25 protein-coding genes are annotated in these 20499 nt (G+C 34.1%); 15 read left to right on the top strand and 10 right to left on the bottom strand.

Features of this window, described 5'->3' with window-relative positions:
• Positions 1-514: 514 nt before the first annotated feature.
• From SAGCYANO_RS40255 to SAGCYANO_RS40245, 3 genes are all read right to left on the bottom strand, one after another.
• Positions 515-721 (bottom strand): hypothetical protein, encoded by a 207-nt coding sequence (locus SAGCYANO_RS40255; protein ID WP_202225134.1) that lies wholly within the window; start codon positions 719-721, stop codon positions 515-517.
• A 399-nt stretch (positions 722-1120) separates the two neighbouring features.
• Positions 1121-1333 (bottom strand): hypothetical protein, encoded by a 213-nt coding sequence (locus tag SAGCYANO_RS40250; RefSeq protein ID WP_202225133.1) that lies wholly within the window; start codon positions 1331-1333, stop codon positions 1121-1123.
• A 25-nt stretch (positions 1334-1358) separates the two neighbouring features.
• Positions 1359-1700 carry a hypothetical protein gene (locus SAGCYANO_RS40245; protein WP_202225132.1) on the bottom strand — a complete coding sequence of 114 codons (342 nt, stop codon included), beginning with the start codon at positions 1698-1700 and terminating at the stop codon, positions 1359-1361.
• Between the two features lie 229 nt (positions 1701-1929).
• Between SAGCYANO_RS40245 and SAGCYANO_RS40240 the strand changes: the two genes are divergently transcribed.
• From SAGCYANO_RS40240 to SAGCYANO_RS46825, 10 genes are all read left to right on the top strand, one after another.
• Positions 1930-2223 carry a hypothetical protein gene (locus SAGCYANO_RS40240; protein WP_202225131.1) on the top strand — a complete coding sequence of 98 codons (294 nt, stop codon included), beginning with the start codon at positions 1930-1932 and terminating at the stop codon, positions 2221-2223.
• A 65-nt stretch (positions 2224-2288) separates the two neighbouring features.
• The gene (locus tag SAGCYANO_RS51145; RefSeq protein ID WP_202225130.1) at positions 2289-2489 is read left to right on the top strand and encodes a sigma-70 family RNA polymerase sigma factor; all 201 of its coding nucleotides are present in this window, start codon (positions 2289-2291) and stop codon (positions 2487-2489) included.
• A 1255-nt stretch (positions 2490-3744) separates the two neighbouring features.
• Complete coding sequence (locus SAGCYANO_RS40225; RefSeq protein WP_202225128.1) at positions 3745-3969, top strand: sigma-70 family RNA polymerase sigma factor; 225 nt, start codon at positions 3745-3747, stop codon at positions 3967-3969.
• A 349-nt stretch (positions 3970-4318) separates the two neighbouring features.
• Positions 4319-4516 (top strand): BrnT family toxin, encoded by a 198-nt coding sequence (locus tag SAGCYANO_RS40220; RefSeq protein WP_237397158.1) that lies wholly within the window; start codon positions 4319-4321, stop codon positions 4514-4516.
• Between the two features lie 4 nt (positions 4517-4520).
• Complete coding sequence (locus tag SAGCYANO_RS40215) at positions 4521-4679, top strand: hypothetical protein (RefSeq protein WP_237397157.1); 159 nt, start codon at positions 4521-4523, stop codon at positions 4677-4679.
• A gap of 248 nt (positions 4680-4927) precedes the next feature.
• A complete protein-coding gene (locus SAGCYANO_RS40210) occupies positions 4928-5467 on the top strand; it encodes a Uma2 family endonuclease (RefSeq protein ID WP_202225233.1) in 540 nt (179 codons plus the stop codon).
• Between the two features lie 110 nt (positions 5468-5577).
• Positions 5578-5760: a DUF6888 family protein gene (locus tag SAGCYANO_RS40205; protein ID WP_202225127.1), complete on the top strand. Its 183-nt coding sequence runs from the start codon at positions 5578-5580 to the stop codon at positions 5758-5760.
• A gap of 17 nt (positions 5761-5777) precedes the next feature.
• Complete coding sequence (locus SAGCYANO_RS40200) at positions 5778-5960, top strand: DUF6887 family protein (RefSeq protein WP_202225126.1); 183 nt, start codon at positions 5778-5780, stop codon at positions 5958-5960.
• A gap of 109 nt (positions 5961-6069) precedes the next feature.
• Positions 6070-6765, top strand: coding sequence for a glycosyltransferase (locus SAGCYANO_RS46830; RefSeq protein ID WP_237397156.1), 696 nt, complete (start codon positions 6070-6072; stop codon positions 6763-6765).
• A gap of 35 nt (positions 6766-6800) precedes the next feature.
• Positions 6801-7292 (top strand): glycosyltransferase family 4 protein, encoded by a 492-nt coding sequence (locus SAGCYANO_RS46825; protein WP_237397155.1) that lies wholly within the window; start codon positions 6801-6803, stop codon positions 7290-7292.
• 1197 nt (positions 7293-8489) lie between these two features.
• Here SAGCYANO_RS46825 and SAGCYANO_RS48645 read toward each other — a convergent pair.
• Complete coding sequence (locus SAGCYANO_RS48645; RefSeq protein ID WP_255502885.1) at positions 8490-8615, bottom strand: hypothetical protein; 126 nt, start codon at positions 8613-8615, stop codon at positions 8490-8492.
• A 463-nt stretch (positions 8616-9078) separates the two neighbouring features.
• Here SAGCYANO_RS48645 and SAGCYANO_RS40190 point away from each other — a divergent pair, with 463 nt between their 5' ends.
• Positions 9079-10404, top strand: a complete 1326-nt coding sequence (locus SAGCYANO_RS40190; RefSeq protein ID WP_202225125.1) for an MFS transporter — start codon at positions 9079-9081, stop codon at positions 10402-10404.
• A 342-nt stretch (positions 10405-10746) separates the two neighbouring features.
• Here the strand turns inward: SAGCYANO_RS40190 and SAGCYANO_RS40185 are convergent, their stop codons facing one another.
• From SAGCYANO_RS40185 to SAGCYANO_RS40175, 3 genes are all read right to left on the bottom strand, one after another.
• Positions 10747-11613, bottom strand: coding sequence for an OmpA family protein (locus SAGCYANO_RS40185; RefSeq protein ID WP_237397154.1), 867 nt, complete (start codon positions 11611-11613; stop codon positions 10747-10749).
• 1192 nt (positions 11614-12805) lie between these two features.
• Positions 12806-13894 carry a DUF4335 domain-containing protein gene (locus tag SAGCYANO_RS40180; RefSeq protein ID WP_202225124.1) on the bottom strand — a complete coding sequence of 363 codons (1089 nt, stop codon included), beginning with the start codon at positions 13892-13894 and terminating at the stop codon, positions 12806-12808.
• A 335-nt stretch (positions 13895-14229) separates the two neighbouring features.
• Positions 14230-14835 (bottom strand): DUF3038 domain-containing protein, encoded by a 606-nt coding sequence (locus SAGCYANO_RS40175; RefSeq protein WP_202225123.1) that lies wholly within the window; start codon positions 14833-14835, stop codon positions 14230-14232.
• A 425-nt stretch (positions 14836-15260) separates the two neighbouring features.
• Here SAGCYANO_RS40175 and SAGCYANO_RS40170 point away from each other — a divergent pair, with 425 nt between their 5' ends.
• Positions 15261-15773, top strand: a complete 513-nt coding sequence (locus SAGCYANO_RS40170) for an adenine phosphoribosyltransferase (protein WP_202225122.1) — start codon at positions 15261-15263, stop codon at positions 15771-15773.
• Between the two features lie 656 nt (positions 15774-16429).
• Here the strand turns inward: SAGCYANO_RS40170 and SAGCYANO_RS46820 are convergent.
• Positions 16430-16573, bottom strand: coding sequence for a hypothetical protein (locus SAGCYANO_RS46820; RefSeq protein WP_237397153.1), 144 nt, complete (start codon positions 16571-16573; stop codon positions 16430-16432).
• Between SAGCYANO_RS46820 and SAGCYANO_RS40165 the strand changes: the two genes are divergently transcribed.
• The 3 genes from SAGCYANO_RS40165 to SAGCYANO_RS40155 all read left to right on the top strand — a co-directional run bounded on the left by SAGCYANO_RS40165 (position 16564) and on the right by SAGCYANO_RS40155 (position 18354).
• Positions 16564-17517, top strand: coding sequence for an ABC transporter permease (locus tag SAGCYANO_RS40165; RefSeq protein ID WP_237397152.1), 954 nt, complete (start codon positions 16564-16566; stop codon positions 17515-17517). The genes SAGCYANO_RS46820 and SAGCYANO_RS40165 overlap by 10 nt on opposite strands.
• A 199-nt stretch (positions 17518-17716) precedes the next feature.
• The gene (locus SAGCYANO_RS40160) at positions 17717-18046 is read left to right on the top strand and encodes a hypothetical protein (protein ID WP_202225120.1); all 330 of its coding nucleotides are present in this window, start codon (positions 17717-17719) and stop codon (positions 18044-18046) included.
• A 113-nt stretch (positions 18047-18159) separates the two neighbouring features.
• Positions 18160-18354, top strand: coding sequence for a hypothetical protein (locus SAGCYANO_RS40155; protein WP_202225119.1), 195 nt, complete (start codon positions 18160-18162; stop codon positions 18352-18354).
• A gap of 395 nt (positions 18355-18749) precedes the next feature.
• Here SAGCYANO_RS40155 and SAGCYANO_RS40150 read toward each other — a convergent pair whose 3' ends face one another.
• Positions 18750-19454 carry a Uma2 family endonuclease gene (locus tag SAGCYANO_RS40150; protein WP_237397151.1) on the bottom strand — a complete coding sequence of 235 codons (705 nt, stop codon included), beginning with the start codon at positions 19452-19454 and terminating at the stop codon, positions 18750-18752.
• Positions 19451-19687 carry a type II toxin-antitoxin system Phd/YefM family antitoxin gene (locus SAGCYANO_RS40145; protein WP_202225231.1) on the bottom strand — a complete coding sequence of 79 codons (237 nt, stop codon included), beginning with the start codon at positions 19685-19687 and terminating at the stop codon, positions 19451-19453. The genes SAGCYANO_RS40150 and SAGCYANO_RS40145 overlap by 4 nt, the downstream gene beginning before the upstream one ends.
• Positions 19688-20499 lie beyond the last annotated feature (812 nt).

Here is a 20499-nt window from a genome sequence, read left to right as displayed (position 1 = left end):
ATAAATATGAGGCGATCAGTCATTTAAACAACGAATTTATAGATGTTTCGGGCGTTAAAATTTGATTAGGCAATAACACTCCCTTGGATCTTTCCTTGAATTATCCTATCACAGGATGTGGCAACAAGGGTGAAACCATTGAAACTCTGTTGACGAGTTTAGCCATTTTTGGCGAGTTTTTGTCAGGATTTGATGACAATCTTTTAAATTTTCTGTCAAAGAAGCTGAGATTGATAAGTAAAACTTTATCTTCAAAAAATAACGATTACATCATTTTTGATTCAACAATTAAGTTAGAGTGCGATCGCCGATCTTGTAGAGTGTGTTAATGAAATGTAACGCACCACCCACCGACAAGAAGAAATCAAACCATTCTTGACCAAAAAATAAGGTCTCAAGCCTCCCCTTTCAAGGGGATGAAAAAAAATCAAGTTCAATATTTCAAGCCTCTGACTTCGGGCAGAGGTACTGATAACTGATAACTGATAACTGATAACTGAAATGACCTAGCAGTCTAGGGATAAACGACTAATATTCGGTCTTGTGGGATGATGATTGATTGGAGGTGAGCAGCGATCGCTCGTACTTGTGTATCTAATTGTTGATAAGTTAAGCTTCCAGATTCAGTTTCTCCATCTGGCAAAAATGTATAAGCAATTTGATTAGGTAGATTTTGTGAGCGATGGTTTAGGATATCTAGTATTGTTGAGTACTTAGGCATTTGAGGATTTTTTTGAGTAGATTAATGTTTAGAGTATTGTATTGGTAAGTTTTTCTTGAATACCACATAGTTGTAAATAGGTCAAATACCTGTTAGAGAGGCTGAGAAAAATTAGTTCATCATGGTTAAATAAAAATGAGGCGATCGCTGGTTTAAACAACCAATTTATAGGTATTTCAGGCGTTAAAATCTTATTAGGTAATAAAATATCTATAGATTATACAGTAAGTATAGAATATCACATAATTTAAAAATAAGGCTGAAACCATTGAAACTATGTTGAGGAGTTTAGGGATTTTTAGGGATTTTTAGGATTTTTTTTGTCAGAGGTTGGTGACAATCTTTTAAATTTTCTTTCAAAGAAGCTGAGATTGATAATTAAAACTTTTCAGATGTTGATTAGAGAGTCCAGTAGGGTGCGTTAATGAAATGTAACGCACCATCTATCGACAAATAGTCTACCTCAGAAATCGAAAAAGCCAGGATTTCCTTCTGACTAGCTTGCTCAAGTATTTCACCTAATTGCTCTTCTTGTTCCAGATTTAATTCAGACAAAGAAGCTAATATGACAGACTCATTAATGAGCTTTTTTAAGTTAGGAGTTAAAGTCATTGAACAATTTTGTGCTTGAACAATTTTATGTTTGATTCCTATGATTTTCTAGCTTATTAATACCGGACTTATTAATATCTAAGGGTTTTAGGTTGCTAAAAAATTGTTCCTTTAAAAGCGCTTTTTGATCTTCATAGTAATTGAGGTCTTCTGGCTTTAACAAACCTAAACTTTCGCCCAAAATATAGTCTACTTCAGAAATCCAAAAACTAAGGATTTCGTTCTGACTAGCTTGCTCAAGTATTTCACCTAATTTTTCTTCTTGTTCCAGATTTAATTCAGGCAAAGAAGCTAACCTGACATACTCATTAATCAGCTTTTTCAAGCTAAGAGTTAAAGTCATTGAATAATTTGCTGTCTGATTCATTTTAAATAGTTACGTTCTCCACTAAAAGCTTTACATATACTTAGTGAGACTTAACTTATATTTGTGACACGATCGGCTGTCACAATGAGTAGTCAAGCTACACTTAATATATGTATAGGTAGTGGTGAATAATTGAATGGTATTTCTCAAAAAGTTTTAGCTGAGAAAATCATTATGCACTATCATAGATAGCAATTCCCAATTTCACATAAGTTAGAAGGAGCTTTGCATGAAAGAAAAATTTGATTCATACTTTGAAAAGTTATTACGTCGAGATGATCCAGAAAGTTATTTATTGTATGCCTTTCTTAAAAGGACTCTAAAGCAATTTCACCTAGACAAATTCTATGAACCAAACGACATTCTTAATGAAGTTTACTGTAGAACTATTAAGGCTTTGGAAAAAGGTACAATTATACATAGTTTCTCAGGTTGGGTGCGTGCAACAGGGTTTAATTGCGTCCGAGAATTTAGCCGGAAGGAAAAAAAAATAAGGATATCACAAGAAGCCTTGATTATCTAAAGGATAGCAAGCAAAAGGTATCTCTGCCAGCTCAAGTTGAACAATTAAATAATAAAGTAGAGTTATTGAAAGAGGGCTTAAAAAAGCTGACTCCTGATGAACAAAAGCTTTTGAACCACAAAGTAGTTCAAGGTTTATCGTGGCAAGAAATTGCGAGTTTGGAGGAGTACCAAGGTATTACACCGTCTGCTTTGAGGAAACGCAAAGAAAGGATTATTAAGAAATTGCGCAAGTTTTGCTATTCTTTCTATAGTAAAGCTAAGTAAATCCATAGTACAGATACTCCTCTGGAGCTGAAAATACTCGGAATCTTGAAATAAGTAAAATATTGGGATGTTCTATGGAGCATCCCTATTTATTTAAAAAAAAGCTTACACAGCAATACGGATCAGATAAGACTGGAACTATAGTTGTTTAACTTAAAAATGAGAAGTTTTTTCGTCTGAAACTTCCTCAGAGCAAGAAAGCTTTGTCTCAATCTAAAGTTAAATGACTATATTAAGGAATGGAAGCATTAGATGAGCTTTTCAAATTACAGAACAGGCAAAAAAAATCCTTAACTGAATTATATTGTGGTATAATACGCTGTCTAACTTAAGCTAGAAGTACTGAAAACTGAAAATTAACAGAAAGAGTATAAAAAATTGATTTTTAGTCCACTTGACAGGCTGAAATGTGAAAGTTATCATTGGTAAAGTCGAAAAGCTAAAAAAATAAATAGTAATAAGCTTCTTATCATTTATTGATTGTAAAAAGTAGCTAGTCTGTTAGAAGTAATAATCCCTACTTAGGGATTGAAACCATGTAACGACTCCAGTTTGAGACACTATTTATAATCTCTCTGGAAACCCTAATCCCTAATTAGGGATAATATAAGTTCTAGAAGAACTGTGATCGATTATAAAAATTGCTTGGACACCTAAATCACTACGAGCTTTTGAGCCATTAGTCCAGTGAGGTGTGTAAATGAAATGTAACGCACGAGCCTATCCCAGCTAATATAATTCTTGGGTATTTCACGACTTTTATATCACCTGAACATAAGGTTCAAGAATAGTGGGATAGGTTCAATATCTATCTACAAAAAGAAACTGAAAGATTATTAACCCATAAGTGCGGTGCAACTGTGGCTCAAAATGTTGTCAAATAATCTATTTTTATCAACTAAAACCCCTAAAGCATCCTACTTTTTTACTTTTCTAAAAAAATATATTCGTTGCCAAAGTAAAGAGAAAAAAATTGAACTTTAATTATTCTAGACTTTTGATTTTATAGTTATTTTTAATAGCTCTGTTTGTCAGTTTAATATTATCGGCAAATAACCCCTATCCTTATTCTCAATAAAGTTTACTTGAGAGGTATTAAAGCTTTGGAAGAAGGAAAAACTATAAACAGTGCCTCAGGGTGGATTCGTGGAACAGCATATAATTATATTAGAGAGCTTAGTAGGAAAAAATCTAAAACAAAAAGCTTTGAAGAGCTTAGTAAAAAGAATCTAAGTATGTAATAAAAAGCCTTAATTTGTTACAGCAAGATGGAACTATACAAGATCGGGTTGAAGAGGCAAATAATAAAGTTGAGCTATTAAACGAAGCTTTAAAAAAGTTAACTCTAGAGGAACAAAGACTTTTAAACTACAAAGAAATTCAAGGTTTATCGTGGCAAGAAATTGCGATTTTGGAAGAGTACCAAGGTATTACACCGTCTGCTTTTTTGTGGTGTAATATTATACGATTTTTCAAATAATTACGATAAAACAGAAGGAAGATTAAATCAAAATTACTAAGGAATTATGATCAAGACTTCAGCTTTTCAACAAGCCATTACAACAGTTAAAAAAAATTCCTTAGAAGAGCAATAGATATTAATCAATACCCTTCAAAAGCGATTATATAAACAAAGTTGTTTTGATCTATAAAGCTTTTTCAGCAATTAACAATTATTCGGTAAATTGAATTGATAAAATCAAAGACTCTAAATTAATCAAATGGTTTATTTTAAAATATAAAGATGAGTCAATTGCTATTTGAGTGGGACCGGGAAAAGAATCTGATTAATCAAAAAAAACGGTGTTTCATTTGAAGAGGCAAAATCAGTGTTTTATGATGATAATGCCATTCAATTCTGGGATGAACAACACTCTGAGTTAGAGGATAGATTTTTATTGCTTGGTATAAGCTCAAAAATGCGAATATTATTGATAGTTAATTGTTATCGACAACAAGAATCCGTCATCAGAATTATTTCTGCCCGCAAAGCAACTAAAAAAGAAAGTCAACTGTATGGAAAATAAAATTATGAAACCAGAATATGACCTAACTAAGATGAAAAGTCGTCCTAATCCTTATGCAAAAAAACTAAAGCAACAAGTAAATTTATCTTTAGGGGTTGAAGTAATAGAATATTTTGAAAAAAAAAGCACAAGAAAAAGGAATTTCGTATCAACAATTAATTAATTTATACCTTCAAGATTGTGTCAGTAGCAAACGTGAACTATCTTTTTGAAACAATAGTGCGATGGCAATCTTGTAGGGTGCCATCTTGTAAGGTGCTTCGCAGTGAAATGTAACGCACCGCTTTGATAATAAGTAAGTAAAATAAGTACTATTTGTAGATTTAGTAGAGGCAAAGAAACTCAACAAACTAACCCATATTCTGTCAGTAAATAGCACATCCAATGTATGCTTTTGCGGATAACTTAATTATGCCACCATCACCAAGTATTACTAATTCCTTAGACACCTTTCTCCAACAACCCAACATAGAAGCTTCTCCTGCTTGGGAATTTATCCATGGACAAGCTCAACAAAAACCCATGCCAACCCTGTTTCATTGCCGTCTCCAGCGCAACCTTGTAAATGCCATTAACAATAAAACCCAAGTATACGAAGCTATTCAAGAACTCCGCTGCATAATTCCCCCCTTATCCCCTGTGCCGGATATTGTAGTTGTTAAAAGCGATCGCCTCTCGGATGAAGATGGCCCACTCCAAGGATCGCCAGACTGGTTAATAGAAATACGTTCCCCAGACCAAAGCACATTAGACCTACAAAACAAAATTCTGCACTGTTTGAGCAAAGGGACTCAACTTACTTGGTTAATCGACATTCAGCGACAGCGAATTTGGGTTTGGGAAAACCAAGAACTACCAATGGTCTTTGCCGGAAATGACATACTTCCTACCCTAGACAATATTTCAGATTTTACAGTTGAACGGATAATAGCAATGACTCGACAGCGATAAACCTTTTCAGGGAAGTCAAAACTTCAAATTCAAAATTCAAAAGTTCAAAAGTTAGAATTTAATTGAACTAACTGTCAGTCAACTTTTAAGTCTTAATAAGGAGTTAATTGTTGCCAACAGATAAACAAAAAGAAACTGCAATTTTTATTTGTCAATTGCTATCCAATCTTTATCAGCCCATCAATTTATTTCGTGACGATATAAGACTAAAAATAATTTATATTCTAGTAGGGATAAATGATGGTTTAGAAATTTTAATCAACCAAGATGAAAATTGGGATTTTGAAACATAAACAAATCACTTTCACAAATGAGTAATAGAGAACTTCGCCAATATCTTTCAGAAAATCGCAATGATGAAGAAAAGTTTAGTCAAGCATTAGAACTATTAATGAATCGGAAAACGGAAAGTTTTAAGTATCCTCCACCATCAGAAATGAAAAGAGAAGAAATTGAGGCAATTTTTCAAGCCAAATTGAATCAGAAACAATAATATGATCGCCTTTCTATAGTATATTAATAATTCCTTAGCTTAAGATTTATATTTTTTGCCTTCTTCCTTCTTCCTTCTTCCTTTTTCCTTCTTTCTTCTTCCTTCATTTATGAAAATTGCCATTATTGCCTCTGGATTTTTACCTGTATTAGATGGAGTAACTGTCAGTGGTTTTTATCGAGTCCAAAAATTAAGTCAATTCGGACATCAAGTTTTATTGTTTTGCCCAGACTATAGTCCCCTTGCTCATTTGTATCCTAATTGGAAAGATTATACGGGTAATATTTTTCCTGGAGTTCAAGTTATTAATTTACCTAGTACGCCATTCCTAGATTTTGAAAGAAATGTAGGATTTAACACTTATAAAATAGTCCGCCGAGAATTAGAAAAATTTCAGCCGGAAATTATTCATGTAGATGAACCAGAAAGATTATTTTTTGCTTTTTTCCGTTTAGCTGGCATCGAATTTGCTCGACAAAATAATATTCCCTGTGTTTGTACTTTCAGAACTAACTTTTTAGACTATTTTGAAGATTTTTTACCTTTACCAAAAGGGATTAACTTGATGTTGAAATTAATCTTTGAAAAAAGTTTTGTCTCTATTTACAATCAATATGATTTAACCTTGGTTTCTAGCAGTGTCACATATCAAAAAATTGTGAATATTGGTATCGAGAATGTTAAGTATACCAATTTTCATGGTTTTGATGTTGAAAAATTTCAGTCAGCAAGAGTAACAGCTAATTTTTGGGAATCAAATTATCAAATTCCTAATTTAACCAACAAAGTAAAAATAGTTTTTTAGGCAGATTAACTGAAGATAAGGGTTGGCAATTTACTTTGGATGCTTTTGTCAGACTTCAGCAATTAGTAAATATGGAAAATATTGCCATAATCATTGTTGGTGACGGTCCGATGCGCGATGAAATATCAAATAGATTAACTAAACTGAAACAAAATGTATATTTATTAGGTAGAGTACCTCCAGAGAATATACCTAATATTTTGAAAAATAGCGATTTTCATGTCACTGCTTCAGAAAAAGAAACCAGAGGTTTAACAGTATTAGAAGCTTTTGCCGCAGGAATTCCAGTAGTTGCTCCTCAAGCAGGAGGAGTCGTGGAAAATATTCAAGATGGATGGAATGGTTTATTATTTACACCCAGAAATCAGGAAAATTTTTGTGAGAAGTTGAAGCTATTAATAGAAGATAATAATCTACGGATTCAAATGGGTATTAATGCCCAAGAATCTGTTGTTAAATATAGTTGGGATAATGCAGTTACTAACCTAGTGAAAATTTGGCAAGAACAGATTACTCAAATCTTTTGAAGAAGGAAAAATTCAAGAATTTAGAATTTAGAATTTAGAATTACCTCTTCTTTTAAAGGAGAGGATTGACTAATCATAAAAATTTTTCTTCTCTTGGTCGATTGGATATGGTTAGGAAACCCATCCATCCCACCCTTCGGGAAGCTGCGAAGATCGACCGCTTTTTATCCTCTTAAAAGAGGAGTCTTTCAACCGCAATTTTTCGGTAAGGAGGAAGAAGGAAGAAGAAAAAAGGAAAAAGTGGATGGGGATTAACGAAGTCAGAACTCAGAACTCAGAAGTCAGAAGTTATTTTTGTAACGGAGATTTGAGCAAGGTTTCAAAAATATTGCGCCTTAAAAGGTGGAGTTGAGCAACCCATATTATTTTGATAAAACCCCGATCAATTGTAAACATCGCTTATGAGGTGTAGGGTATTAAACCTAAAGGAAAAAGATAAAAATTAGTAACAAAGCATATCAGCTATCAACTTTTGCTTCTTTAATTTGGTGGTGGTGCATTGTAATGGTGGTCTATTGTAATTATTTTAGTCAAGGATAAAAGATAAAAGCAGTGGGAGCATCTTGCTCCCGTGCCAGGTATTCCTTTTTGCTGTATACCATTACACGAGCAGGACTACCAAGATAAATACCTGTGCAAAATTAATTTAACATTTGTTAGTCGGGAACAGGGAACATGGAATAGGGAATAGGGAAAAAACATACTTTTGTGCTAAAGATGTCAATCTAAAAATTATTTTTCCTCCTTAGGGTTTGCTGATTAAATCTTAAATAATTACCAGATAAAGGTTTTAGCCTTTTTAGGTATTGAAAAAGTACATGGTTTTCAGCTCTTCATGCTCAAAAAGTTAGCATTTTTAGCCCATAGTTGGGCAAAAAAATTCTCCCCTACTCCCCTACTCCCCTACTCCCTTTTTCCCCTCCACTGGAGGGGTTAGGGGTGGGTCCCCTACTCCTGAAAAAAGACTTTTTCAGCAAACCCTACTTATTTAAGTTGACTATCAAATATACAATTAATTTGCTTTTACTATTTATAGCAATTCTCATACTGAAAAATAAGAAAAACAGGCATATATCAATAACCAAATAGACGCTATATTTGTAGTAAATACTTACAAAATTGGTATGACTACCCTAATTATAGACATATGGAATCGAGGAAAATATCAATTAGAAACTACTTAAAATTTGATATGAACTACAGATAATTTTCTTCAACTCCACCCTCATCTAAATTTACTTGAAAAATTTCCCTAGTTTTTTCCCAAAAATTAACTTTGTGTATATGAATCAACTTAAATAACATTCTGATTGTTTTTCTCAAAATTATATTCTGAAAGCTCTATGGAATTTTCTATATTTTTTTGTGTCTTTTGCAACAATACTTCTTGAATTCCTTTGAAGAATAGTATTACAAAAAATATTCGATCAAACTTACTTATAAAAATATTAAGACAATATAATCTTTAAGCTAGTTAAAAAATATCCAGTTAAAGTAAATAGAGATACTAAAAATACTATTAGTTAAAAACCTAATAAACTAAAAACCTAATAAACCAAATAATTGTAGTTATTAATTTAATTAGGTAAATCTACTTGAATAGCTAGCAGAAAATTAATCCATCAGGCAAAAACGAAATTTTTAATAGCTGTAGCAGTCATCAAAAAAATCCACAGATTAACACATACTTAATCAGATAACTTTAGGAAGTTATAATTAGGTATTAATAAGTCTACTGAATTAATGCTATTCCATTCTTTTTCCATTCCTCTAGCAACTCAAGGTTATGCAAACATTCTTATTTATCTGGTTGGGACAAATTGTTTCCCTATTCGGTTCTAGTCTGAGTGAATTCGCTCTAGCAGTATGGGTTTATCAAACCACAGATTCAATTACCCATTATACTCTGTTATCCTTATTCATTCATCTACCTAGTCTCTTAATTTCACCATTTGCTGGTGCAATGGTAGACCGCTGGAGTCATCGCAGGGTAATGATTGTCAGTGACTCAATCACTGGAGTAACAGCATTTGCAGTAATGTTATTGGTCTTCTCCGGGCAACTGCAAGTTTGGCATATTTATATAGCAGTAGGTATTAGTTCCGTCTGCAACGCTTTTCAATGGCCAGCTTACATCTCTACCATCCCTCAACTTGTTCCAGTGCAAAACCTGAGTCGCGCCAATGGCATGGTACAAGGTGCAATGGCAACAGCAAGAATACTAGGTCCAACTATAGCTGGATTCTTGATTATTAAAATCCATCTTCATGGAGTATTATTAGTAGACTTTGGTACTTATCTGTTTGGGTTGTTGACTCTGTTGAGTATAAAATTCCCGAGAAGAGAAAAGAAAATTACCAGACGTAGAGTTAGTATTGAAGAGTTATGGCAGGAAGTTGTTTCAGGTTGGAATTATGTAGTTATACGTTCTGGTTTACGGAAGTTGACTATATTCTTTGGTGTTATCTACCTAAGTGCGGGAGTATTGCAAGTTTTATTCTTCCCAATGGTATTAAGTTTTGCTTCTGAAAAAGAATTAGGAATGGTAATGTCTGTTAGTGGCATTGGAATGTTACTAGGTAGTGCCACAGTAAGTTTATGGGGAGGTACTAAGCGTCGAATAGAAGGAATTTTAATTTTTACATTTATCCAGGGATTATGTTTATGTTTAGGAGGATTCAAAACTGCTGTAATATTAGCTGCAATTGGTGGTTTTGGCTATTTATTTTCTAGGGCAGTTATTGTTAGTTTGAATCATACGATTTGGCAAAAGAAAGTACCTCAAGATTTACAAGGACGAGTTTTTGCGTTGCAGAATATGATGGAAAAGTCTTTATTAGTAATTACTCATTTAAGTGCAGCACCTTTAGTGGAATTTATGAAACCATTGATGAGTGAAAATGGAATGTTAGCAAGTAGCGTAGGAAGAATTATTGGAGTTGGAGATGGCCGGGGAATGGCTTTATTATTTGTATTGATGGGTCTATTGAATATTGGGGCAGTGTTAGTTGCCTATCGTACTCCAGAGTTACGGAGGGTAGAGAGAGAGTTGCCTGATGCCGATCGCTTTGAAGTTGATAATACTGAATCTGATAATACTGCTGCTTGCTAAAGCTGGAAAACATGGACTATAAACAGGAGACAATAGCTGTCTCCTGCTCCTACTAAAAGATTTTTGAGCGCAAACCCTAATTATTAATTATTGAAAGTGCTTTTCAAATTGATGAACACATCCTCATAACCAAAAGTGCGAATGCCATTCACCCCTACTGTGGTCTACTGAAATGAAAACCGCTGTAATATGTCAATGCTTTTAGATTTAATCAGCAGAGCAATAATTGGGTCTAAAACCCCGCCTTTTCAGACGAAATATTTTTGTTAAATCTTCGTTACAAAAATAACTTCTGACTTCTGAGTTCTGACTTCTGACTTCGTTAATCCTCTTCCCTCTTCCTTATTTTTTATGAATTTTCACCTCAATCCTACGATTACGTTGGCGATTAGTCTTAGAATTATTTTCTACTATAGGATTAGATTCTCCATAACCAATAACCAAAAAACGGTAGCGATCGCCCATATTTTTTGAGAAATATTCTGCTACTCTTTCTGCCTGCAAAAATGATTTTTCCTGATTTACCTTGACTTTACCTAGATTATCAGTATGACCAGAAACACTAATTGTCATTTCTGGATAATTTTTCAATTCACTAATTAAATTATCTAAAATTGACCTTCCCTCAGAACGAATTGTATTACTATCAGACTCAAACAAAACATCACTAGGAAGAGTAACCATCATTGTATTTTCACTAAAAACTGGTTGAGAAGATTTACTTATTACTTCTTTATTCTTACCAGCAGATATAGGCAAAGCTAACTGTTGAGATATTATGTCCAATCTTGCCTCTAAATTTCCATCCGATTTTCTCACACCTAGTTGATTTTCTAAAGTCCTGGTACGACCAATTAAATTATTTAACTCTGTTTGTAACTCTTGAAGCTCTGTTTGTAGTTCCTTTCTTTGTGCTTGAGTCAGTTCAACTTGAGGCGTAATAATTTCTGGAGTAGATACAGGGGTAGACCTTGAGGACTGAGGTAACTTTTTCTGAGATACTATACTTCTAACACCACGGAGTAATTTTTCTGCTATGGGTATCTCTTGGGTAGTAGAAGGATATTGAAAAGCGATCGCCATTCCCAAAACCCAGGAAAAACCGCTAGCTACCACCAGTAGTAAAAATCGAAATATTAAGGATAGTATTAACAAACCCATCCCCGGAGACCTAGTATTAGGAGTCCGGTCGGGAGAAGATTTACTCACGGTTTTTCCATTCGATGATTATTCTGATTTGATACTACCTCAAAAACTGAATTTGATACATAAGACAATATACTGGAGTATAACTTTATCTTTTCTTTTGCGGGTTGAATACCCCACTGTCATTTCAGTTATCAGTTATCAGTTAGCCTCCTATCGGAGGAACTGCGTTAACAGTTATCAGTACCTCTACCTGTTTGCGCAGCATGAACTAGGAAAGTCCTATGCTTTATCAACATCTTTCTTAAGATTAAACTTGACAAAATAAACAAGTTATGTGTTTGTGTTTGAGAGGCTTTTTCCTCAAAAATCATGTATTGAAAAGTAAATTTTTGGAAAACTTAAATAGTTTTACTTAGCTAAATTGGCTCTTTCTCTCTTCTCCCCTACTCCCTGCTCCCCTGCTCCCCGCTCCCCTGCTCCCCACAAAATTTTCAGAAATTTCTTATCAAAATAATATGGGTCTAAAACCCCCCCTTTTAAGGCGAAATATTTTTGGAGGGTTGCTCAAATCTGCGTTACAAAAGATAAGTTCTCAATTCTAAATTCTGAATAATATGGGTCTAAAACCCCCCCTTTTAAGGCGAAATATTTTTGGAGGTTTGCTCAAATCTGCGTTACAAAAGATAAGTTCTCAATTCTAAATTCTGAATTCTCAATTCTCAATTCTGAATAATATGGGTCTAAAACCCCCCCTTTTAAGGCGAAGTTACAAAGATAAGTTCTCAATTCTAAATTCTGAATTCTCAATTCTCAATTCTGAATAATATGGTTCTAAAACCCCCCCTTTTAAGGCGAAATATTTTTGGAGGGTTGCTCAAATCTGCGTTACAAAAGATAAGTTCTCAATTCTCAATTCTGAATTCTCAATTCTAAATTCTGAATAATATGGGTCTAAAACCCCCCCTTTTAAGGCGAAGTTACAAAAGATAAGTTCTCAATTCTAAATTCTGAATTCTCAATTCTCAATTCTGAATAATATGGTTCTAAAACCCCCCCTTTTAAGGCGAAGTTACAAAAGATAAGTTCTCAATTCTAAATTCTGAATTCTCAATTCTAAATTCTGAATAATATGGGTCTAAAACCCCCCCTTTTAAGGCGAAATATTTTTGGAGGGTTGCTCAAATTCCCGTTACAAAAATAACTTCTGAATTCTCAATTCTAAATTCTGAATTCTAAATTCTGAATTCTTCAATTACCAAGGTTCTACTTCCAGTAAACCATTTTCTTGAAACAACACCTTAAACTCAACTATAGATTGATTATTCTCCTCACCTAATGCTTTCTTATCGAGTAAATCTGGCAGAGAAGTTTTATCTACCTCATCAGCAGCGGCCGGATTTATAGGCTTATAGCCAATTATAGAACCATCCGAAGCTACTGTCACACGATAAATCAAAGCTTCATTAATTGGTATTGTCCAAGCGTTATTAATTTTTTCCAAGAGTAAATTCTCTAATCGTTGAATCTCTGCTTGGTCGGTAATTTTGGAACTGGTAGTCAAAGATGTCTCTGAATTTTCTTCAGTCAGGGTCTCCTCAGAAGTATCTACCCCATCCACTTCATCTGATGAATTAATAGTGGCATCCGGTGATGAGTCCAAACCTTCAGGTGTAGGGGTAGGATTAAAACCAGGTTCTGAAGTACTGTTAGGAGACGCCTCTAAATTATTAATACTTTCATTTGACTGTGGTTGAGGATCTTTAGGACGTTGTACCTCTGGAATAGGGACAAAGAATAAGGCCAAACTAGCCAATGCCAAACCAGACATTCCCACAGCAGCAGGTATAACTTTCTGAGCTACAGGTTCTCCTAATTTTGCCTCTTTTCGAGAAACAGGTTTTACTGCCAGAGAGAAACCAGGTAAAGTCAAAGAATCAGCAAAAAACTGGTCCACCGCCTCAACCAAATCAAATAGTTGGACTGTGTTTAAATCAACAACTCTTCCAGGTTTTTGCTCTGGAACATTGCCGTCAAAAACTGTCAATCTGTGTAGATTAGTATCTATTCTCTGTAAATGCACCAACTCTTGACTTTCACTTTGATGTCTAGGCAAAGATATTCCACTGAGAAATTCTTGAGCATAACTACTCACCTGTCTTACCAAGCTCTCAAAAAAATCTCGCCCCCCAGTTAATGATGGTTCTTGGCCTTGAATATGACATTCAGCATTAGTCAAAATAGATAATACCTGTCCTTGACTTAAATTAGGACTTCCAGTTTCACTCAAACCTTGTAAAACCAATTTACAGTTAGGCAAACTGTACTGACGTTGAATCGTCATTGCACTTCTGCTCCATAAAACTAAAACTAATACCAAATCTCAAAAGTCTTGCTACATCTCCTTGAGAGTAGGGAGTAGGGACCCACCCTCGCCCCTCCCCCTCCGGTGGAGGGGAAAAAGGGAGTAGAGAGTAGAGTTCAAAGACATAAGATATCTTAGTTTAATGACGATAATCGTTACAAAAATTACTGGACGATTATTATTACTTAATAACTAAAGTCTTCATGAAGAAGAGCATTATTTTTGTATAATACAATAACTCACAAAAAGTAACATTCTGTTCTTATATTTCTCCCTGTTCCCTGTTCCCTGTTCCCTGTTCCCTGTTCCCTCCTTTAACTAACTTCCCCATCAAACAGACTAATCCAAAACCTTTGCATACCCGTTGTACCAGTACAGAATAATAATTTACCCAATAACTCTAATCCCAGTTGATTTAACTTTTCCTCTGAATTGTAGGCCATTACACCAGACCGCCTAGGGTTCATACGACTGCGAAAATGCGCTCTAAACTGTTCTAAATAAAAAGATAATTGTAAATGATTTTCTATGGGTAACTGTTTTTGATTTAACTGCTCGTAGTCAAACAAAAGTTTACGAATCGGAACAGTTAAACGTTTGGCCAAATGACCAGTAATAATCACTAAAGCTTTAGCTTCATTCAATGTCAAGGGACGACGTTGACTATTAAGACGTAGAGGATTTGTACTACGCAGTCGCCACAAAAAAACCCGATTTGGAATAATCCCTTGTAGCTCTAGGTCTTTGACAACTTTCAGCATAACTTCAGCTCCTCCAAGTTGCAAAGCTTCAACGGCCAAAAGAATTAAATCAATTTGGGTTTTAGTTCTACGGGGACACCCACTATCGGGGAGAAGTATATCTGGTAAATTATTCAATACTAATGGTGTGGACGGACTGGGGGCAGTTTTCAATTCCATTACTTTATTTATTGCCAATATTCAATACTTCGTTATACTATTTTGGTAAAAATGTCAATACAACTAAATAATATTAATTATGATAAAGAACAACACCCAACTATAGCAATCCTAAATAGGTTGCGGGTAATCAAAAAGTAGATAAAAAAACTTAAACTCCCGCCTGTTCACTGTTCTCTGTTACCTTTTCCCTAAAAGCGGTAAGATTTTTATACACAAATAAAATAGGATTGCTATATAAATTTTATACTAAGTCTAAATTAGAATCATTAATCAAGACTTACGCAAAATATAAAATCATATACTATCGTTAACGCCCCTACTCCTGACTTTTCCCACTGAGGAATTTTTTGAATTTATCTAACATCTTATAACTTTTGACTTTTGACTTTTGACTTTCTATTTTTAACTTTTGACTAAAATCTATGGACTTAAAAAATTTAATTCGCGAAATTCCCAATTTTCCCAAATCAGGAATTTTATTCCGAGATATTACTACCCTTCTCAGTGACCCAGAAGGTTTACGTTATACTATTGACATTTTGGCAGAAAAGTGCTCAGAATTTCAACCAAACTATATAGTAGGTATGGAATCTCGGGGCTTTATTTTTGCTACCCCCTTAGCTTATAAGTTGAATGTAGGTTTTGTACCAGTGCGTAAACCGGGAAAATTACCAGCAGCAGTATATTCAGTTACTTATGATTTAGAGTATGGCCAAGATACGCTGGAAATACACCAAGATGCTATGGCAGCAGGTAGTAGAGTTTTAGTAATTGATGATTTATTAGCTACAGGTGGTACAGCAGGAGCTACAGCTCAATTAATTGAAAAAGCAAATTGTAATTTAGTAGGGTTTGGCTTTGTTATTGAGTTAAAAGACTTGGGTGGGCGTCAGAAATTGCCAGAAGTGCCAATTGTTAGTTTGATTGAATATTAATTGAAAATTAGGAGTCAGCAACTAAGTATAACTTCGGTTAATTAACTATAAAAAATGATCAATATAGTAGGGGCGAATGGCATTCGCCCTGACGAGGTTTTAGTTATTTAACAAAAGCGCTGTAAAGCTCAGGCAAGGTTAGATTTTGCTTTTAACAGTAGGCATCTTGTCCGCTTCAGACTGTACCTCACACTTAGTGGAGTCTACTTTCAACAATTAATAATTAATAATTAGGGTTTGCTGAAAAAGTCTTTTTGCTCTTTGTAGGAGACAGGAGACAGGAGACAGGAGACAGGAGAAATGGGAATGTAGAAGAGCTAGGAGCGGGCGTTTTGTCCCTTAATTTTTCTACCCAACTCTTGCACAAAATGCTAGTGTTTTGAGCAATCTTTACCGAAAACAGGGGCACTTTTTTAAACCTAAAACAGCTAAAACCTTTATCTATCAATGCTTTTATATTTAATCAGCAAACCCTAATTAATAATTACCTCTCTTTGAAAAATGATTGAATTGACTCAAAGAAATTTTTTTCTTGTTTCTCCTTTAAAGGAGAGAATTTTTACCTTAATTATTAGCTAACTATTGTAAGGGCTAAAGCCCAACTACAAACAAAAACTTTATTATTAGTAATTATCCTAATATAAACCCCTTCTTCCCTAGATAACTAAAGCTTTCTTCCTTCTTCCTTCTTCCTTCTTCCTTCTGCAAGCTAATGGATAAAAAATTGAAGTATAACAAGCTAAAACAACTAATTGCCAGTGAAACTTTTGCTTATGTTTTAAAGAGATTATTGCAAGCAATTTTGACTTTATTTCTCGCATCTGCTTTGTGTTTTGCAATAATTCAGTTAGCTCCAGGTAGTTATATAGATACTTTAAGTCAAAATCCTCAAATTTCTCAGGATACTATTCAACAACTTGAGCAACAATTTGGTTTAGATAAATCTCCTTTAGAACAATATTTACGTTGGTTAACACAAATTATTACCAGTGGCAATTTTGGTAGGAGTTTTGTCTTTCAACAACCAGTGTCCGCTCTATTATGGGAACGAATACCCGCAACCTTAGTTTTGTCAATTTCTTCCTTAATAATGACCTGGGCGATCGCTATTCCTCTTGGTATTATTGCTGGAGTTAATCAAAACCGTTTTTTAGACCGTTTTCTCCAATTAATTAGTTACACAGGTCAAGGTTTTCCTAGTTTTATTACTGCTCTATTATTATTATTTTTAGCTCAAAATCTTTCTCCTTTATTACCAGTGGGAGGAATGCAAAGTATTGATTATGATGAGCTATCTTTTGTCGGTAAAATTTTAGATATGGGTTGGCATATGATTTTGCCAACTGTTGCTTTAAGTATTACCAGTTTTGCAGGTTTACAGAGATTAATGCGGGGGCAATTATTGGATGTTTTACGACAAAATTATATTCAAACTGCAAGAGCTAAAGGTCTTCCAGAGAATCGAGTGATTTATGTTCATGCCTTGAGAAATGCCATAAATCCTTTAATCACACTATTGGGATTTGAATTTGCCAGTTTATTAGGTGGTTCGTTTATAGCTGAATATTTCTTTAATTGGCCTGGTTTAGGAACTTTAATTTTAGAGGCAGTAAGAAATCAGGATTTATATTTAGTTATGGCAAGTTTAATGATGGGTGCTTTGATGTTAATTATTGGTAATTTATTGGCTGATTTACTGTTGAAAGCTGTAGATCCAAGGATTAAATTGGAAAATCTGAAGTAGATATTTCTAAAAATTACCGATAAGAATGATAAAGTGTTTGTAGTGTGGGCATCTTGCCCGCGATAGGTGTACCTTACTAATATGAAATACCCTGTAAATTACTAAATAAAAAATGGTATCAAACCTATTCATTCTGACTCCTGTCTCCTGACTCCTAAGCAGTAACCTAAATATTTGTAGCAAAGATTTATCAAATATTATGACAGAAACAATACAAGCAGAACGAGTTACGCTTTATGATTTGATAGATAAATTTAATTTTAAATTGAGTGAAAATCCTGCTTTTTTTAGGGAATGGCAAGTTAACGAAGTCAGAAGTCAGAAGTCAGAAGTCAGAAGTTGTTTTTGTAACGGGGATTTGAGCAACTCTCAAAAAACGTTTTGCCTTAAAAGGGAGGGTATTAGACCCAATTATTTTGATAATTTACTAGAGATTAATGAAAGAGAAAAACAACAATTACATCGGGTTAAAAATAATTATTTTAATTTAGCGATGCGTCCTATGGTGGAAGATATGTTCAACAATTAATAATTAATAATTAATAATTAATAATTAATAATTACCTTTTCTTTTCAAGGAGAGGTAATTCTAAATTCTAAATTCTAAATTCTAAATTCTAAATTCTAAAATGTTTAGCTTATATGTTAGGAAGTCCTCATGCAGATAAATCTTTGTTTGGACTGGTGAATAATGGTAGTAACTTTATCTTTTTAAAGTTGGTAAAAGGGGAACAGTTTGAGTATGCTTTGTCTGATGAATTTAGCTTAAGAAGAGGGGATGATTTAGTGACAGTTTTGGCTATTTTAAAGGGGTTGAAAAGGGGAATTTTAAGTTGATTATAATGTAAGCATTTCCTGCGGAATGCTGCGCAAACAGCGGTCAGCTATCAGCTATCAGCTATTAGCTTTATTACCTTATAAAAAAGGAGAAAAAAGCAATTGATAAATTTCACATAATTATAAAGTATGGCTAAAAGCTCATCACTTAACCTTAGCAGTTTATCGAGCCACATTTACATTACCCTTTACAGACAGAATTTACACAAACTGACTTTTAAACCACCGTCTGTAGGGGTGAATGGCATTTGCCCTCGCTATATATGTAGTCTCTGCGTAAGTCCTGATAGAGTTTAAAATGTAGTAGAAATTAAACTAATGCTTACTTCATTCTTTTTAATATTCTTTATTAATGGGAAAACTATCTCTAATTATTAATTATTAATTATTAATTATTAATTATCTTTGTGTTTGGTTAATTCTGAAAAACACTCTAATAACCAACTTCCTACCTGTGCTTGGTCTTCCGTCCGACTGCGACTTAAAGCAGTTTCCAATATAGCAATATTCAACCCCGATAAAACTAACGATTCTTTAATTCGCTTACTACCATTATTGTCGATAATAGCAAAAGCAATAATTTCTGCTTTTTGTACATCCACCACCCAATATTCTGCTACTTGTATTTCCTCATAAAGCAACCTTTTTTGACCAATATCATCAGCTAAAGTAGAATCAGCAATTTCTATAACTAAATCTGGTGGTGGTGTGGTACCAAGATTTGTAATAGCTGTTCCCTTCGGTGCTAACTTCGCACGCTCGCCAATATAATAAGATATATCTGGTTGACATTCTCTGACTCCTACCATCCTATAACTACAGTTATCCAAACTATTGAAAGCCAGACTTTTGATAGTGCAAAAAAGATTTATGGCAAATAGAATAGTAGCATTATCTCTGGAATGATTAGGTCCTATGGGTATGGTTTCAATTCTGATATACTCATTGTGGTAATAGCATTTAGCTTTTTGATAGGCAGGGTTTTCCGTCATCTCAATAAATTCATCCCAGGTAGCTATTACCCATGTATTTGTTGGTAGTTTTGTTCCTATCATATTCATTAAAATGATATTTGTATCTAATAAATATAAATAACTCATTTTGACAAGTTGATGTTATTTAAAGGTAATGATCCTTCGTCCACATCTGGAAATTCTTCATCTAAAGGTTCGAGGGTAGAAAGGGTTTGCAGGAGGGATTTTTTCTTGACAGGGGAAATAATAGCGAAGGGAATGCCATCTTGGATGATAGTTAAGGGTTCACCTGTTTTTTGTGCTTGGTTAATTAGGTTTTGGATGGGTTCGGGAAGTTCTGCAAGAGTGATTTGTTTCATCGTCATTTCTGGAGTTAGGGGTGAAAAATTGTTTCAATCTCTAATTTTAGAGATTTTAGGTTTGTAAAGTTTTTCCCGTTTATGTGAGCCACCCAACTTACAGCTTCAATCCCTAAGTAGGGATTAGGGTTTTTCAATAATTAATAATTAATAATTAATAATTAATAATTAAGGAAATTATACTCCTGGTGTCAGTCTTGGTGAACCAATAGAGTTTCAATCCCTAAGTAGGGATTAGGGTTTTTCAATAATTAATAATTAATAATTAATAATTAATAATTAAGGAAATTATACTCCTGGTGTCAGTCTTGGTGAACCAATAGAGTTTCAATCCCTAAGTAGGGATTAGGGTTTCCAAAGTTCTTAAAGAGTTGAAGCGTCGAATGATGATAGAACAGTTTCAATCCCTAAGTAGGGATTAGGGTTTCCAGAGTTTGCTAATGTCTGAATATTGGAAACAACAACAAGAGTTTCAATCCCTAAGTAGGGATTAGGGTTTCCAGAGCTTTCAACCCACCTTCCACCAGCGTGGTGGAAAATCGTTTCAATCCCTAAGTAGGGATTAGGGTTTCCAGAGAATGTCAAACCAAATTTCATTCGAGCAAATGCTTGAAATAGTTTCAATCCCTAAGTAGGGATTAGGGTTTCCAGAGTCAGAATTTCTGAGAGGATTGATTTATCGTGAGTAAAAAGTTTCAATCCCTAAGTAGGGATTAGGGTTTCCAGAGTATAAAAAAATGTAAACCTTATCTCATTTAGAGGAGAGTTTCAATCCCTAAGTAGGGATTAGGGTTTCCAGAGTTTGGAGCAAA

This window comes from Okeania sp. KiyG1, assembly GCF_014132355.1.
In the GTDB taxonomy this organism is placed as follows: Bacteria; Cyanobacteriota; Cyanobacteriia; order Cyanobacteriales; family Microcoleaceae; genus Okeania.
The sequence above is the reverse complement of the archived record's forward strand: the minus strand, read 5'-3'. Positions and strand labels throughout refer to the sequence as shown.

Excerpts from the sequence above, each read along its gene's own strand:
- SAGCYANO_RS40175 (WP_202225123.1), bottom strand. The coding sequence starts at position 14,835 with ATGGAATTGAAAACTGCCCCCAGTCCGTCCACACCATTAGTATTGAAT.
- SAGCYANO_RS40160 (WP_202225120.1), top strand. The coding sequence starts at position 17,717 with ATGACAGAAACAATACAAGCAGAACGAGTTACGCTTTATGATTTGATA.
- SAGCYANO_RS40215 (WP_237397157.1), top strand. The coding sequence starts at position 4,521 with ATGAAACCAGAATATGACCTAACTAAGATGAAAAGTCGTCCTAATCCT.
- SAGCYANO_RS40240 (WP_202225131.1), top strand. The coding sequence starts at position 1,930 with ATGAAAGAAAAATTTGATTCATACTTTGAAAAGTTATTACGTCGAGAT.
- SAGCYANO_RS40250 (WP_202225133.1), bottom strand. The coding sequence starts at position 1,333 with ATGACTTTAACTCCTAACTTAAAAAAGCTCATTAATGAGTCTGTCATA.
- SAGCYANO_RS40180 (WP_202225124.1), bottom strand. The coding sequence starts at position 13,894 with ATGACGATTCAACGTCAGTACAGTTTGCCTAACTGTAAATTGGTTTTA.
- SAGCYANO_RS40150 (WP_237397151.1), bottom strand. The coding sequence starts at position 19,454 with ATGAGTTATTTATATTTATTAGATACAAATATCATTTTAATGAATATG.
- SAGCYANO_RS40210 (WP_202225233.1), top strand. The coding sequence starts at position 4,928 with ATGCCACCATCACCAAGTATTACTAATTCCTTAGACACCTTTCTCCAA.
- SAGCYANO_RS46830 (WP_237397156.1), top strand. The coding sequence starts at position 6,070 with ATGAAAATTGCCATTATTGCCTCTGGATTTTTACCTGTATTAGATGGA.
- SAGCYANO_RS40190 (WP_202225125.1), top strand. The coding sequence starts at position 9,079 with ATGCAAACATTCTTATTTATCTGGTTGGGACAAATTGTTTCCCTATTC.
- SAGCYANO_RS40170 (WP_202225122.1), top strand. The coding sequence starts at position 15,261 with ATGGACTTAAAAAATTTAATTCGCGAAATTCCCAATTTTCCCAAATCA.
- SAGCYANO_RS40200 (WP_202225126.1), top strand. The coding sequence starts at position 5,778 with ATGAGTAATAGAGAACTTCGCCAATATCTTTCAGAAAATCGCAATGAT.
- SAGCYANO_RS40245 (WP_202225132.1), bottom strand. The coding sequence starts at position 1,700 with ATGAATCAGACAGCAAATTATTCAATGACTTTAACTCTTAGCTTGAAA.
- SAGCYANO_RS40255 (WP_202225134.1), bottom strand. The coding sequence starts at position 721 with ATGCCTAAGTACTCAACAATACTAGATATCCTAAACCATCGCTCACAA.
- SAGCYANO_RS40145 (WP_202225231.1), bottom strand. The coding sequence starts at position 19,687 with ATGAAACAAATCACTCTTGCAGAACTTCCCGAACCCATCCAAAACCTA.
- SAGCYANO_RS40155 (WP_202225119.1), top strand. The coding sequence starts at position 18,160 with ATGTTAGGAAGTCCTCATGCAGATAAATCTTTGTTTGGACTGGTGAAT.